We start from the raw sequence: 13,601 nt of genomic DNA, 5'->3' as shown, positions 1-13,601 counted from the left end.
TGGCTGCGCCTTCAGCGCTGCTTGTTACCCAGCGTCGACTGCTCGCGTTGGCAGGTTCTCTGGCGGTTTTAACAATAATTAAGGAGCACAGGTATGTCTGGTAATCGTGGTGTAGTGTATCTCGGCGCTGGCCATGTCGAAGTGCAGGAAATCGACTATCCGAAAATGCAGGACCCGCGCGGTCGCAAGATCGAACACGCGGTGATCCTGCGTGTAGTGTCGACCAATATCTGCGGCTCCGACCAGCATATGGTGCGCGGCCGCACCACGGCGCAAACCGGCCTGGTACTCGGTCACGAGATTACCGGCGAGGTGATCGAGAAGGGCAGCGACGTCGAGAACCTGAAAATCGGCGATCTGGTTTCGGTGCCATTCAACGTCGCCTGCGGCCGCTGCCGCTCCTGCAAGGAACAACACACCGGCGTTTGCCTATCGGTCAATCCGGCCCGCGCCGGTGGTGCCTACGGCTATGTCGATATGGGGGACTGGACGGGTGGCCAGGCCGAATACGCCATGGTGCCGTACGCCGACTTCAACCTGCTCAAGCTACCGGATCGTGACAAGGCCATGGAGAAGATCCGCGACCTGACTTGCCTCTCCGACATTCTGCCCACCGGTTACCACGGCGCGGTCACTGCCGGCGTTGGCCCTGGTAGCACCGTATATATCGCCGGTGCCGGCCCGGTTGGTTTGGCGGCTGCAGCTTCGGCACGTCTACTCGGCGCTGCGGTGGTGATAGTCGGCGACGTCAACCCGGTGCGTCTGGCTCATGCCAAAGCAGTTGGTTTCGAAATTGTCGATTTGTCTAAAGACACCCCACTACATGAGCAAATCGCCGCGTTGCTGGGCGAGCCAGAAGTCGACTGCGCCGTCGATTGTGTGGGCTTCGAGGCCCGTGGGCATGGCCATGCCGGCGTACAGCACGAGGCGCCTGCAACGGTGCTCAACTCGCTGATGGGTGTGGTGCGGGTCGCCGGCAAGATCGGCATTCCAGGCCTCTACGTTACTGAAGATCCAGGCGCGGTTGATGCCGCCGCGAAGCTCGGCAGCTTGAGCATTCGCTTCGGTCTTGGTTGGGCCAAATCCCACAGCTTCCACACAGGCCAGACCCCGGTGATGAAGTACAACCGCGCGTTGATGCAGGCAATCATGTGGGACCGCATCAATATCGCCGAAGTGGTCGGCGTGCAGGTGATCAGCCTGGACGACGCGCCGCGCGGTTACGGCGAGTTCGATGCCGGCGTGCCGAAGAAATTCGTTATCGATCCGCACAGGCTGTTTAGCGCCTAGTGGGCGTCGTTATCGCGCAGTTGATCGCATAGCGGTGCGCTTCCCTGCGGCTGGTTGCAGCGACCAGCCGCGATGTTTTTTGTAAATGAGCTGAGGAGTGATCCGTGGATAAAGTATTTCCCAGCGCTGCCGCCGCACTTGCCGGTCAGGTTGCCGATGGCATGATCTTGGCGGTCGGCGGTTTTGGCCTATGTGGGATTCCCGAGGCATTGATCGCCGCGCTGCGTGACAGCGGTGCACGCAACCTGACGGCGATCAGCAATAACGCCGGGGTCGATGGCTTCGGCCTTGGCCAACTGCTGGAAACCCGGCAGATCCGCAAGATGATTTCCTCCTACGTCGGCGAGAACAAGGAGTTCGAGCGTCAGTACCTGGCCGGCGAGCTGGAGCTGGAGTTCACCCCGCAGGGCACCCTGGCCGAGAAGCTGCGCGCCGGCGGTGCGGGCATTCCGGCGTTCTTCACCAAAACCGGTTACGGCACCCTGGTTGCCGAAGGTAAGGAAACTCGCCAGTTCGATGGCCAGTGGTACGTGATGGAAAAATCGCTGACTGCCGACGTTGCCCTGATCAAGGCGTGGAAGGCCGACAAGGCCGGCAACCTGCTGTTCAACAAAACCGCGCGCAACTTCAACCCGCTGGCGGCGATGGCAGGGCGCGTGTGCATTGCCGAGGTCGAGGAAATCGTCGAGATCGGCGAACTGGATGCCGACCAGATCCACTTGCCCGGCATTTATGTGCAGCGCTTGGTGCTCAACGCCAGCCCGGAAAAACGTATCGAGCAACGTACACTTTCTACAACAGCAGGGAGGAGCTGAGCATGGCCTGGACCCGCGAACAGATGGCGCAACGCGCCGCCCAAGAATTACAGGATGGTTTTTACGTCAACTTAGGGATCGGCCTGCCGACCCTGGTGGCCAACTACATCCCTGAAGGCATGGACGTCTGGCTGCAAAGCGAGAATGGCCTGCTCGGTATCGGCCCCTTTCCACGAACAGAGGACGTCGATGCCGATTTAATCAACGCAGGTAAGCAGACCATCACTACGCTGCCCGGCAGCAGCTTTTTCAACAGCGCCGACTCCTTCGCGATGATTCGCGGTGGCCATATCAACCTGTCGATTCTCGGGGCGATGCAGGTGTCTGCCGAAGGCGATCTGGCCAACTGGATGATCCCCGGCAAGATGGTCAAGGGAATGGGCGGGGCGATGGATCTGGTCGCCGGCGTCAAGCGCGTGGTGGTGCTGATGGAACATTGCGCCAAGGGTGGAGCGGCGAAGATTCTAGAACGCTGCGACTTGCCGCTGACTGGTGTGGGCGTGGTCGACCGGATCATCACTGATCTGGCCGTACTTGATGTGACTGAACAGGGACTAAAGCTGGTCGAGCTGGCCGAGGGCGTATCGCTGGCCGAGCTGCGTGATGCCACCGGCTGCACAGTGCTCGCCTAAAGCTGCCAACTATAAAAAGAGAGGCCCTGATGCGTCTGCATACATTGATCTACACCTTGCTGCTTGGGCCGCTGATGGCCGCTAATGCCGTCGCGGCCGATGCCAGGCCGAATATTCTGCTGATCGTTGCCGATGATCTCGGTTACTCGGACCTGGGTGCCTTTGGCGGCGAAATCAGCACGCCAAATCTGGACAAGTTGGCGGCCACTGGCCTGCAACTGACCAGCATGTATGCCGCGCCGACCTGCTCGCCGACCCGCGCCATGCTGATGTCCGGCACGGATAACCACCTGGCCGGGCTCGGCACCATGGAGGAAGCGCTGCAGCCGTTTCAGCGCGGTAAACCAGGGTATGAGGGCTATCTCAACCAGCAGGCGCATTCCATTGCGCAATTGCTCAAGGACGGTGGCTACAGCACCAACATGGTCGGTAAATGGCACCTTGGCCTGAAGCCTGAGCAGGGGCCAGATCAGCGCGGGTTTCAACGCTCCTTTACGCTGTTGGAAGGTGGGGCTTCGCACTTCAAACCTGCCGTGCTCAACCCTACCAAGGTCGAGCAGGTTAACTACCGGGAGAATGGCCAGGCCGTCGAGTTGCCGGAGGATTTCTATTCCACCGACTTCTACACCGACAAGCTGATTGCCTATCTGCGCGAAAGCCAGCAGACAGGCCGGCCGTTCTTCGCTTATGCAGCCTATACCTCACCGCATTGGCCACTGCAGGCTCCGGATGCCTACCTGGACAAGTATCAGGGGCGCTACGATCAGGGCTATGACGCTGTGCGTCTGGCGCGTATCGAACGGATGAAAACGCTCGGGCTGCTCGCTGCGGATTTCCAGCCGGCGAACTCGTTGCCGGCCAACCCCAGGTTGCCACGCTGGGACCAGCTGAGTATCGAGCAGAGAAAGACCGAAGCCCGCAAGATGGAGATATACGCGGCGATGGTCGACAACCTCGACCACAACATCGGCCGCCTGCTCGATCATCTGCGCCAGAGTGGTCAGCTGGACAACACCCTGATCGTGTTTATGTCTGACAACGGCGCGGCGGGCGAGGCTCATACGCAGTTCTACCCAGCCGGGCCCAATACCGACAACAGCTATGAGAATTTGGGTCGACCTGGTTCGCAGATCGATTATGGGGCGCGCTGGGCCGAGGTCAGTGCCGCGCCGTTCCGCCTGTTCAAGGGCACTCCGGCGGAAGGTGGGATCAGTGTACCGGCCATCGTGCAGCTGCCTAAACGCATGCAACGCCAGGGTTTGGAAACGGGTATCGCGCGGGTTGACGACCTGGCGCCGACCTTCCTGGCGCTGGCCGCTGTCGCCGATCCGGGCGACAGCTATGCCGGGCAGACTAAGCACCCGATCACAGGCAAGTCGATGCTGCCCATGCTGCACGGCCAGGCTTCCGCCCATGGCCAGCAAGCCGTGCTCGCGGGCGAACTGTTCGGCAATCTTTATTACCGCGAAGGCAACTTAAAACTGCTGGCTATGCGTCCGCAGGGCGGTTTTGCCGATGCACCACAACCGCTGCGTTGGCAGTTGTTTGATTTGGCCACTGACCGGGGCGAGCGCAACGATTTGGCTGCCAGCCAAGCGGATACCCTGGCGCGCCTGAAACAAGCCTGGCAGGGCTATGCCAGGCAGGTGGGCGTGGTTGCACCGCCCATGCCGGCCCAGGCGCACTGATGGCTCTGCGTGGCGCGCTACTGCTGGGCGCGAGCCTGTTGCTGCTCGGTTTCGGGGGGCTGAGTCTGTGGCTCTATCAGCCGGCTCAGGCCGCTCTCGGAAGCGTGCAGGGCTGTAGCGCTTACTCAGGCTTGCCAGAGGGTTGGCCGGCTAACCCGCTGGCCGCCATGCAGCAAATCAAGGGCGGCGAGTTTACCCCTGGCAGTTATAACGGCTATGACGATGAGTGCCCCTTGGGCGCAGTGTCGGTTGGCGATTTCTGGATCGACCGCACCGAGGTGACCCAGGCGCAATTCGCCGCGTTCGTCGCGGCCACGGGTTATCTAACCGAAGCCGAACGCGAAGGCGGTGGGGCGCTATTTGCTGCGCCAAACGCTGAACAGCTCAATCCGCCAGTGCTTTCCTGGTGGCGTTACGTGCCGGGCGCCAACTGGCGTCAGCCTGACGGTCAGGGTGATGTGGACTCGGCGCCGGGCAATCTGCCAGTGGCATTGGTTACGTTGGCCGATGCCCAGGCCTATGCGCAGTGGCTGGGCAATCAGCTACCCAGCGAGGCCGAGTGGGAGTACGCCGCACGGGGCGGCTCATCTGGCGAGCCGCTCGACGACACCCCGCTGGATGATCAGGGCCGGCCCACGGCCAATTACTGGCAGGGGGCCTTTCCGCTGGTTGATACCGCCGAGGACGGCTATGCCGGTCGTGCCCCGGTTGGCTGCTTCGCGGCCAATGCCTACGGCCTCTACGACATGATCGGCAATCTCTGGGAATGGACCGCTGATCGCTATTCCGGCGCAGTGCAAGGGCATGCCAATGGCGACCCGAGCACGTTGCGCTTGCTGCCTGTCGCAGCCGAGCAGCATCAGGTGATCAAGGGGGGATCGTTCCTCTGCGCCGCCAATTACTGCATGCGCTATCGGGTTGCCGCCCGTGAGCGACAGGAAGGCGATCTGGCCACTGCCCATGTGGGCTTTCGTACGATTCGTCGCTCCGGTCCTGAGCCGGTGGCGGCACAACGCTCACTTACGCAGTGAACAAGGTGAATGTCATGAAACGATTCTGTTTAGGAATAGCGCTGCTGTTGGCGCTGGTGGGAACCAGTCAGGCCGAGGTGGCGTCTGAAGGCGAACAGGCCCGGCGACTGCTGCAAAGTGCGGTGGAGTATTACCGTATGCAGGGTGATGCAGCACTGGCTGCGTTCAGCCGTCAGGGTGAGTTTGTCGATGGCGAGCACTATGTGTTCGTCGTCGATACCCAGGGCACTATGCTCGCCAGTGGCGGCAGCTCGGCGGTGCTGATCGGACGGGATGTGTCCACGGTACTGGAGCCGGAGCTGCGCACGGCGTTTGCCGAGGCGCTGGCCAGTGAAGAAGGCCGAATTGAAACCGCCGAGTACCGCTGGATGAATGTTCGCGACGCGCGTGTCGAACGCAAGCAGGTGTACTACCAGCGGGTCGGCGAACGCATCATCGCGGTCGGTCACTACTTGCCGCGCGCCACCCCGCAACAGGCGCAGGGGCTGTTGGATCGTGCTGTGTCGGCGCTGGAGAGTGACCTCCAGGGCACGCTCGGCTCGATCAATAATCTCTCGGCAGATTTTCGCGAGGACGATCTGTATGTCTTCGTTGTCGATCTCAATAGCCGCCGGTACGTAGCCCACGGCTACAACCTGCGTTTGCTCGGCGTGGATTTTGCCTCGATCAAGGACCCGGAAGGTAAGCCCGTTGGTGCACCGATTCTGGCGTTGATCGGCAAAAGCGCTAGCGCAGGCTATGACTATCGCTGGAAGAACCCGGTGACCGGCAAGGTCGAGGATAAGTACGCGCTACTGCGCAAGGTCGGGCATTACCTGGTCGCCGTGGGTTACTACCGCGAGCCTAAATAAGGAGGATCGAATGACAGTCAGTGAAGCCTATGTGTCTTGTGCTAATCCTGTACGGCTGATGACCCGGCTATGCCGACACTGGAGCCACAAGTTCAACGTGCAGCTGGCCGAGGGCCATGGTTCGGTGGCATTTCCTGCAGGCACTTGCGAGTTTGCCGCTGAGGCCAGTTTGTTGCAGGTCAGCCTGCACATGCCGGAAGACAACCAGGCACGCATGCAGCAGGTAGTCGCCGAGCACCTGCAGCGCATGGCCGGTACTGAAACGCTTGCGGTGCATTGGCGGGCGCGGTTGGAGTAGGCAGTTATTCAGGTGCGGCAGTAAGGTCGCGGCTGAGTGAGCGATCTTTCAAGCGCAGGGCGATCAACAACGGCAGTAGGGCGATTGCCGCATCGATCTGCAGCAACGTGGCGAAGGCCTTGCGCAACAGATGGCTGTCCACTGCTGACAGATTCATGCCTGTCTCTGTCATTGAGTCGGCGCTGATCCCCGGCAGCAATAGCCACAGCAAACTGGTTAATAGTGATACACCCAGCATGCCTCCCAGCCCTCGAAATAATCCACAGACTCCCGTTACCACACCTAGGTGATGATGGGGCGCTGCACTTTGCACGGCGACCAGTGAAGTTGGGAACTGCAGGCCGATGGCTGCGCCGCAGAGCAGCAGAACGAACAGAGTTGCCGGGCCATGGGGGCTGGGCAGCATGCTCAAAATCAGCAAGGCAACAGGCAGGAGTACGGCTCCGCAAACAATCATTGGCTTGTAGCGGCCCAGGCGGGTACTGAAATGGCCGCCGAGAAAAGCCCCCAACGGTGTGCCGAGGGCCAGAGCCATCAACTGGCTCGCACTGACTCCGGCCCCACCCGAGTTGTAGGCCTGCAGTGGGATAAGTACCGCCAGCCCCACAGCCTGGAAGCTGGCAAAGAACAGCAATAACCAGCCCGAACGCACCGCGTCGATGCGCAGTAGGGCCAATGGAATCAATGGATCAAGACTGCGCCGTTGTTGGATGATGAACAGCTTCAGAGCAACTACCGCGAGCAACAGCAGCAAACCATTCTGCACGTTCAACCACAGTGCAGAATGGCCGAGACGATTGATCAGCCACAGCAGGCTGCATAAGCCGATTATCAGTAGAACGCTGCCCAGGTAGTCGATGCGCGCATTGCGGCGGTTCTCCTGCAAGCCGGCGAGGCGGCGCTGGCTGAGAATATAGGCCAAAGCACCGAGCGGTAGATTGATCCAGAACACCCAGCGCCATGACCACTGACTGCTCAGCAGACCACCCAAAGTTGGGCCAATCAGACTGGCCAGGGCAAACATGCCGCTGAACCAGGCTTGGTAGCGACCTCGTTCTGCCGGAGCGATCAGGTCGCCAATCAAGGCCTGGATGACCGCCAGCAGACCACCTGCACCGATCCCCTGCAAGGCTCGCGCAGCTACTAGTTGTGGCATGGATTGCGCCAGCCCGCAGAGCAGGGAGGCCAGTACGAAAACACCGATGGCGATTGCCAGTAGTCGTCTGCGGCCAAACAAGTCACCAAGCTTGCCAAAGATCGGCGTACTGACGGTCATGGCTAGCAGGTAGGCGGAGACCACCCAGGCCAGCAGCTGGCTGCCGGGCAGGTCGCGGGCGATATCCGCAAGGGCCACTGCCACCACGGTTTGGTCGAGGGCCGCGAGAAATAGGCCGAGCATCAAGCCGGCCAGCACCCTGCGCAACTGAGTGGGCGTGAGCGGCACTGAGGCTACGCTGCGGCTCATGAGTTGTTTCCTTACTCGGCGTTGATACGCGCGAGGCCATCGGTGACTTGGCCCAGGTAGTAGGCGGCGCTGCCAGGTACCCAGACAAGTTCATGTTTGAGCAAGCGGGGGCGGATGAAATCGTACTTGCGCAGCAGCTTGTTCAGCTCGGCAGCATGCTCTGGCCAGTCCTGCTTGAGTGCTGTGAAGTTCTGCAGAATCTGCTGGTCCAGTTGGGCAAATGTACTGTCGTCCGTGGCCATCACATAAACCGCCAGCGAGCCGAAGGTGCGGGTCTGGTAGAGCAGTTGCAGGCGCTCAATGTCCAGCGTCAGTTGATGCAACGCTTGTCTACGGGGTTCGATCGGGGCGGCGCTGGCATAGCGCACGCTGGCCTGCTGGTCGAGGCGGGATTGGGCCTCCAGCAACGGGTTGATCCAGGTGGGGTAAAGCTCGGGAGTGTTGGCCGACTGGCGCTCCAACGTCTCAATATGTTCACGCATTTCGCTGGCGTACAGGATCAGTAGCGGGTCTTTTTCCAGCGTCACCAATCGCTGTAACTGCTGCAAGGTTTGTCGATAGCGCTCGGCATGCCGCGGATCGCTGTCAGTCTGGTTGGGGTTGTAGTGCACCAGCAGGTTGCTGCAGGTGTTGAACGCTTGACTGCGGATGGCTTGCAAGCGTTCGGCGTTAGGGCTGGCGAAAGCCAAGTGGGGTAGCAACAGCAAGACGAAAAGCAGGCGGACGGGCATGGCAGTGTTCCTTTCTTGTTGTTATGGCTCATGCAATGGCGCCGCGCCGAACCCGCGCAACGCGGGCCCGGTACCGTGCAAGACGAGGCGGGTAGCGACGTCGGAGCGGTGGGCGCAGAGAAAAAGCGCCGCGCGCTCTCGTGAAGCGCGCAGCGACAGCCAAAGCTGCGGGCAGCACTTTAGGGACACTAATGGATGTTCTGCAATTGCTTGGAACAAACTAAGTTCGATTAGCGCCCACTTAAATCTATTTGTTTAAATCCATCAAATAAAACGCTGTGCCGAGCATTTTTATGTGATTGCTGAAATCAATCTATCGGATGCGACGATACCTTGTAGCTGGGAAAACAATTGGTAATGCCGGGCGTTCGCCTGCAACTTTGCTGTGCCGAATTTTACCTGCAACTTGTATCAAGTGAAATTCAGTGGGAAAACGAGTGGTGTGGATTTCTTTGGGTGCAGTCGTTGAATGGTATCTGCTGATACTTAGTTGATGATGTTGCGCTTGCTTGGGTGTAAGCGTAGGCATCCTGTAGTTTGATATTTGCACTTTTGAAGTGCTGTTTTTTTGTACTTCATCTACAAAAATAAATATATAGATGGAAGGGTGAAAAATGAACGCTAACTTGCTTGTACGTGCATTCGCTGCCGCGGGTGTGGCGAGCGCACTGTTGATAGGCTTTCCTGTTGCTGCCACGCCGATGAAAGGCAATAACAAAACGCCTGACTTTGGACCCAACGTCATCGTCTTCAATCAGAAAACACCGCTCGCGACTATCAATGCAACGCTGCAGCGCATATCGAAAGAATCAGAGTTCAGCAAAAATCGTCATGCGGTTTTTTTTATGCCAGGTACTTATGGCAGTGACGCAGGTCAGCATGACCCCGCGACTGCGACCGGCATTGTAAATGCTGAAATAGGCTACTACACGGCCATCTATGGCCTTGGTAAATCGCCGGAGGATGTGCGTATCAACGGTGCGCTGCATGTGGAGCCGTGGCAGGAAAATCCTAACGGCAATCCTCAGGACGATACGCTCGAGTCCAACTCGCTGACCAAGTTCTGGCGGTCGATGTCCAACCTCACCATCAATCCTATTCAGCAGCCGGTCGGTGAGGATGCATTACTCACGTATCCCGAAGGCATCGCGCCGCCTCATACGCTGCGTTGGGCTGTTTCGCAGGCTGCACCCTTGCGTCGGATCAACATCCTCGGCGACCTCGAATTGACCGGCCGTTATGGCGCGTACGCCTTCGGTACCTATATTGCCAACAGCAAGGTCCAAGGTGCAGTCATCAGTGGTGATGGCACCCAGCAGAAAGCCCAGGCCCATTGGTATACGCGTGACAGTTCGATCGGCTCGTGGAACGGACGTGCCGTCAACTATATGTTCTCCGGCGTCCATGGTGCCCCGGCTAGCAATTTTGCACCCGGTAGCATTACCAGCCTGCCAACCACACCGGTTTCGCGAGAGGCGCCCTTTATCCATGTCGATAAAAAGGGTGAGTTTCAGGTTTTTGTTCCCCATGCCAAAACCCACTCTGCAGGTTTTGACTGGTCGGTGTCATCTCGCAGTGGCAAGCAACTCTCGATTCATAGTTTTTATATCGCCAAGCCGACTGATACAGCGGATCTTATTAATGCTCAGTTAAAAATTGGCAAGAATCTTATTCTTACGCCTGGTATCTATGAGTTAAATAAATCCCTCAAGGTATCTCGTCCGGGCACCGTCGTTCTAGGTCTGGGCTTGCCGTCTTTGGTGCCGATGCAAGGGACTGCTGCAATCGAAGTGGCTGATGTCAGCGGGGTAATGCTGTCCGGCATTACTATTGATGCGGGCCCTGTGCGTTCAAATGTGCTGCTGAAAGTGGGAAAAAAGAACAGTTATGCCGGTGCGCCACATGACCCAACTACACTCAGCGATATCTTTGTACGGGTAGGTGGGCCGCGTTTGGGGCAAGCGACTACCAGTGTGGAAGTTAATAGTAATAATGTGATTTTGGATCACAGCTGGTTGTGGCGCGGCGACCATGGTACGGGTACTGCCTGGGATCAGAATCATGCCGATCACGGTCTAGTGGTCAATGGTAATGATGTCAATGCGCTGGGTTTGTTTGTTGAGCATTATCAGAAACAACAGGTCATCTGGAATGGTGAGCGTGGTCGAACCCTCTTCTACCAAAGTGAAATGCCTTATGACCCGCCAAGCCAAGCGGCGTGGATGAACGGCAACAAAGAAGGTTATGCCTCCTATGTTGTTTCCAATAAGGTCAAATCGCATGAGGCGACAGGCCTGGCGATTTACTCCCTGTTTCTTGCCTGGCAAAACGTACATGCCTCCAGTGCCATCGAAGTGCCTGAAACGCCTGGCGTACGCCTCAAGTCCATGACCAGCGCGGTGATTTTTGGTGATGGTGGGATTCGTCATGTGGTCAATAATGTTGGTCCCGCAGCCCTGGCTGCTGAACCCAACTCTGAAATTTATCGCATGACCTCGGCGGTCAGGTTGAAGGCGTTTCCTGTCGCCCAGCACTGACTTTTCGCGTTGTAAATGAACAAAGCCCGAGCCGGTGACGGTTCGGGCTTTTTTGTTTGGCCAACGAGGCTACAGCTACTCGATGGCTTCGTAGGGTAGCCCTACATAATTTTCGGCAATGGTCTTACGTCCGGCCTCGGAGCCGACGAAGTAGTCCAGTTCGGTCTGCTGCATGCGCTGGCTGAATGCGTCGGTGCCGGGGAATTTGTGCAGCATCGAGGTCATCCACCAGGAGAAACGTTCGGCCTTCCAGATGCGCTTCAGGCACACCGCCGAGTAACGCTCCAACAGATCGCTGCGGCCCTCTTGATAGACCTTGAGCAGGATGCGGTACAGCGTGCTGACGTCGCTGGCCGCCAGGTTCAGGCCCTTGGCGCCAGTGGGCGGTACGATGTGCGCAGCGTCGCCGACCAGAAACAGATGGCCGTACTGCATGGGCTCGACCACATAGCTGCGTAGCGGCGCGATGCTTTTCTCAATCGACGGACCGGTGATCAGGCGTGCAGCGGTATCGATCGGCAGACGGCTTTTCAATTCGTCCCAGAAACGCTGATCGGACCAGTCCTCGACCTTCTCCTCACTGCCCACCTGCACGTAATAACGGGTACGGGTGGGTGAACGCATGCTGCACAGGGCAAAGCCGCGTTCGTGGTTGGCGTAGATCAGCTCCTCGTTGACCGGCGGGGTGTCGGCCAGCACGCCGAGCCAGCCGAACGGGTAGACCCGCTCGAACTCCTTGAGCACGCCATCGGGAATCGACTGACGCGACACACCGTGGAAGCCATCGCAGCCGGCGATATGCTCGCAGTCCAGGCGCATGGATTCACCGTTATGGGTGAAGCTGACGTGGGGCTGTTCGCCCTTGAGTTCGTGCAGCTGGGCGTCGGTCACGTTGTACAGGGTGACGCCGCCGCTGGTCTGGCGCGCGGCCATCAGGTCGCGGGTGACTTCGGTCTGGCCGTAGATCATTACCGTCTTGCCGCCGGTGAGCGCTTGCAGATCGATGCGTTCGCGGCGGCCGTCAAAGGCCAGTTCGAAGCCGTCATGCACCAGCCCTTCACAGTCCATGCGCTCGCTTACGCCGGCTTCGCGCAGCAGGTCGACCATGCCCTGTTCCAGGACGCCAGCGCGGATGCGGCTGAGCACATAGTCGGGGCTCTGGCGTTCGATGATGATGTTGTCGATACCGGCCTTGAGCAGCAGCTGGCCGAGCAGAAGGCCGGACGGGCCGGCACCGATAATGGCGACTTGGGTCTTCATTGTTATTGTCCTTGGGCGGCGCAGGGCCTTGTTGGGTTCTCCTGTATTTTTGGTGGATAGCATCGCGCTTTGAAGGCACTATCCGATTATATTTCTGGACTTTTCGAGTGTTGTTGCGTGATGCATAAGTCTTCTGCCTCTGCAGTGCCGGTGTTCAAACTGTACGGCGAAACGGCGGCCTGGCCGACGCCTGACCTGATTCACTGCGAGTCGATTCCCGAGCGCAGCCGCCTGCATGACTGGGAGATCAAACCCCATCGCCATGGTGATCTGGTGCAGCTGCTGTACTTGCAGGGCGGCAGCGCCGAGCTGGAAGTGGAGGGCGTGGTCAACCGCGTGCAGCAGCCCTCGCTGCAGGTGGTGCCGGCGCTTAGCGTGCATGGTTTCCGCTTTTCTCAGGATATACAGGGACATGTGCTGAGTCTGGCCCTGCCGCTGGTGGAGCAACTCAGTACGGTGCTCGACAGCCCGCCATTGTCGCACGCAGTCTGTTACCCGGTGGCTGAGCAGCAGCGCTATATGGACACTCTATTCGACTCCATCGCCGAGGAGTACAGCACGCAGCAGGCGGGTCGCGAGTTAATGCTGCAGTCACTGATCAGCGCTTTGCTGGTATGGGTTGGGCGTAGGTCGCAGGCCCTGATGTATGCCGAGACGCAGAATCAGGACCGTGGCCGCGAACACTTGCAGCGTTTTACCTGCTTGCTGGAAAGCCACTTTCGCGAGCACCGCCCGATCGAGCAGTACGCCACCGAACTGGGCATCAGTGCCGCGCACCTCAACGCCCTGTGCCGACGCCTGGCCGGCCAGTCGGCCCTGCAGTTGATCAACCAGCGCCTGCTGCTGGAAGCCAAGCGCTGCCTGGTTTACACGGCGATGACCGTCAATCAGATATCTGACAGTTTGGGTTTTTCCGAGCCGGCGTATTTTTCCCGCTTCTTCAAGCGTGGTTGCGGGCTGTCGCCCAAGGCCTTCCGCCAGCAGCGCTGAGCTGGAACGGTGG

At 59.0% G+C, this 13,601-nt stretch carries 12 protein-coding genes; 9 read left to right on the top strand and 3 right to left on the bottom strand.

Annotated elements, in window-relative coordinates; translation table 11 throughout:
* Window positions 1-93 precede the first annotated feature (93 nt).
* The 7 genes from fdhA (at window position 94) to ACQ4LH_RS03500 (ending at window position 6,605) form a co-directional block, all read left to right on the top strand.
* Complete coding sequence (gene fdhA, locus ACQ4LH_RS03530; protein ID WP_430695954.1) at window positions 94-1,290, top strand: formaldehyde dehydrogenase, glutathione-independent; 1,197 nt, start codon at window positions 94-96, stop codon at window positions 1,288-1,290.
* Between the two features lie 104 nt (window positions 1,291-1,394).
* Window positions 1,395-2,105, top strand: coding sequence for a CoA transferase subunit A (locus ACQ4LH_RS03525; protein ID WP_430695953.1), 711 nt, complete (start codon window positions 1,395-1,397; stop codon window positions 2,103-2,105).
* A 2-nt stretch (window positions 2,106-2,107) separates the two neighbouring features.
* Window positions 2,108-2,737 carry a CoA transferase subunit B gene (locus ACQ4LH_RS03520; RefSeq protein WP_430695952.1) on the top strand — a complete coding sequence of 210 codons (630 nt, stop codon included), beginning with the start codon at window positions 2,108-2,110 and terminating at the stop codon, window positions 2,735-2,737.
* A 29-nt stretch (window positions 2,738-2,766) separates the two neighbouring features.
* A complete protein-coding gene (locus ACQ4LH_RS03515; RefSeq protein ID WP_430695951.1) occupies window positions 2,767-4,425 on the top strand; it encodes an arylsulfatase in 1,659 nt (552 codons plus the stop codon).
* Window positions 4,425-5,456 (top strand): formylglycine-generating enzyme family protein, encoded by a 1,032-nt coding sequence (locus ACQ4LH_RS03510; protein WP_430695950.1) that lies wholly within the window; start codon window positions 4,425-4,427, stop codon window positions 5,454-5,456. Before ACQ4LH_RS03515 ends, ACQ4LH_RS03510 begins: the two co-directional genes overlap by 1 nt.
* 14 nt (window positions 5,457-5,470) lie before the next feature.
* A complete protein-coding gene (locus ACQ4LH_RS03505) occupies window positions 5,471-6,307 on the top strand; it encodes a cache domain-containing protein (RefSeq protein ID WP_430695949.1) in 837 nt (278 codons plus the stop codon).
* A 10-nt stretch (window positions 6,308-6,317) separates the two neighbouring features.
* On the top strand, window positions 6,318-6,605 hold the full coding sequence (locus tag ACQ4LH_RS03500; RefSeq protein WP_430695948.1) for a DUF2218 domain-containing protein: 288 nt from the start codon (window positions 6,318-6,320) through the stop codon (window positions 6,603-6,605).
* Between the two features lie 4 nt (window positions 6,606-6,609).
* Here ACQ4LH_RS03500 and ACQ4LH_RS03495 read toward each other — a convergent pair whose 3' ends face one another.
* Together ACQ4LH_RS03495 and ACQ4LH_RS03490 are read right to left on the bottom strand one after the other, a co-directional pair.
* Window positions 6,610-8,070, bottom strand: a complete 1,461-nt coding sequence (locus tag ACQ4LH_RS03495; protein ID WP_430695947.1) for an MDR family MFS transporter — start codon at window positions 8,068-8,070, stop codon at window positions 6,610-6,612.
* An 11-nt stretch (window positions 8,071-8,081) separates the two neighbouring features.
* Window positions 8,082-8,801, bottom strand: a complete 720-nt coding sequence (locus ACQ4LH_RS03490; protein WP_430695946.1) for a hypothetical protein — start codon at window positions 8,799-8,801, stop codon at window positions 8,082-8,084.
* Between the two features lie 614 nt (window positions 8,802-9,415).
* On the opposite strand from ACQ4LH_RS03490, the gene ACQ4LH_RS03485 reads away from it, so the two are divergent.
* Window positions 9,416-11,338 (top strand): hypothetical protein, encoded by a 1,923-nt coding sequence (locus ACQ4LH_RS03485; protein ID WP_430695945.1) that lies wholly within the window; start codon window positions 9,416-9,418, stop codon window positions 11,336-11,338.
* A gap of 75 nt (window positions 11,339-11,413) precedes the next feature.
* Here the strand turns inward: ACQ4LH_RS03485 and pobA are convergent, their stop codons facing one another.
* Window positions 11,414-12,598 carry a 4-hydroxybenzoate 3-monooxygenase gene (gene pobA, locus ACQ4LH_RS03480; RefSeq protein WP_430695944.1) on the bottom strand — a complete coding sequence of 395 codons (1,185 nt, stop codon included), beginning with the start codon at window positions 12,596-12,598 and terminating at the stop codon, window positions 11,414-11,416.
* A 120-nt stretch (window positions 12,599-12,718) separates the two neighbouring features.
* Here pobA and ACQ4LH_RS03475 point away from each other — a divergent pair, with 120 nt between their 5' ends.
* Window positions 12,719-13,588: a helix-turn-helix domain-containing protein gene (locus tag ACQ4LH_RS03475; RefSeq protein WP_430695943.1), complete on the top strand. Its 870-nt coding sequence runs from the start codon at window positions 12,719-12,721 to the stop codon at window positions 13,586-13,588.
* The last annotated feature ends 13 nt before the right edge of the window (window positions 13,589-13,601 follow it).

It is taken from the genome of Pseudomonas peli, assembly GCF_050563605.1.
GTDB lineage: Bacteria > Pseudomonadota > Gammaproteobacteria > Pseudomonadales > Pseudomonadaceae > Aquipseudomonas > Aquipseudomonas peli_A.
The sequence above is the reverse complement of the archived record's forward strand: the minus strand, read 5'-3'. Positions and strand labels throughout refer to the sequence as shown.

What these genes read in the sequence shown, in the direction of transcription:
- ACQ4LH_RS03520 (WP_430695952.1), top strand. Translation starts at nt 2,108, where the DNA reads ATGGCCTGGACCCGCGAACAGATGGCGCAACGCGCCGCCCAAGAATTA.
- ACQ4LH_RS03475 (WP_430695943.1), top strand. Translation starts at nt 12,719, where the DNA reads ATGCATAAGTCTTCTGCCTCTGCAGTGCCGGTGTTCAAACTGTACGGC.
- ACQ4LH_RS03500 (WP_430695948.1), top strand. Translation starts at nt 6,318, where the DNA reads ATGACAGTCAGTGAAGCCTATGTGTCTTGTGCTAATCCTGTACGGCTG.
- pobA (WP_430695944.1), bottom strand. Translation starts at nt 12,598, where the DNA reads ATGAAGACCCAAGTCGCCATTATCGGTGCCGGCCCGTCCGGCCTTCTG.
- ACQ4LH_RS03515 (WP_430695951.1), top strand. Translation starts at nt 2,767, where the DNA reads ATGCGTCTGCATACATTGATCTACACCTTGCTGCTTGGGCCGCTGATG.
- ACQ4LH_RS03495 (WP_430695947.1), bottom strand. Translation starts at nt 8,070, where the DNA reads ATGAGCCGCAGCGTAGCCTCAGTGCCGCTCACGCCCACTCAGTTGCGC.
- ACQ4LH_RS03485 (WP_430695945.1), top strand. Translation starts at nt 9,416, where the DNA reads ATGAACGCTAACTTGCTTGTACGTGCATTCGCTGCCGCGGGTGTGGCG.
- ACQ4LH_RS03505 (WP_430695949.1), top strand. Translation starts at nt 5,471, where the DNA reads ATGAAACGATTCTGTTTAGGAATAGCGCTGCTGTTGGCGCTGGTGGGA.
- ACQ4LH_RS03510 (WP_430695950.1), top strand. Translation starts at nt 4,425, where the DNA reads ATGGCTCTGCGTGGCGCGCTACTGCTGGGCGCGAGCCTGTTGCTGCTC.
- fdhA (WP_430695954.1), top strand. Translation starts at nt 94, where the DNA reads ATGTCTGGTAATCGTGGTGTAGTGTATCTCGGCGCTGGCCATGTCGAA.
- ACQ4LH_RS03490 (WP_430695946.1), bottom strand. Translation starts at nt 8,801, where the DNA reads ATGCCCGTCCGCCTGCTTTTCGTCTTGCTGTTGCTACCCCACTTGGCT.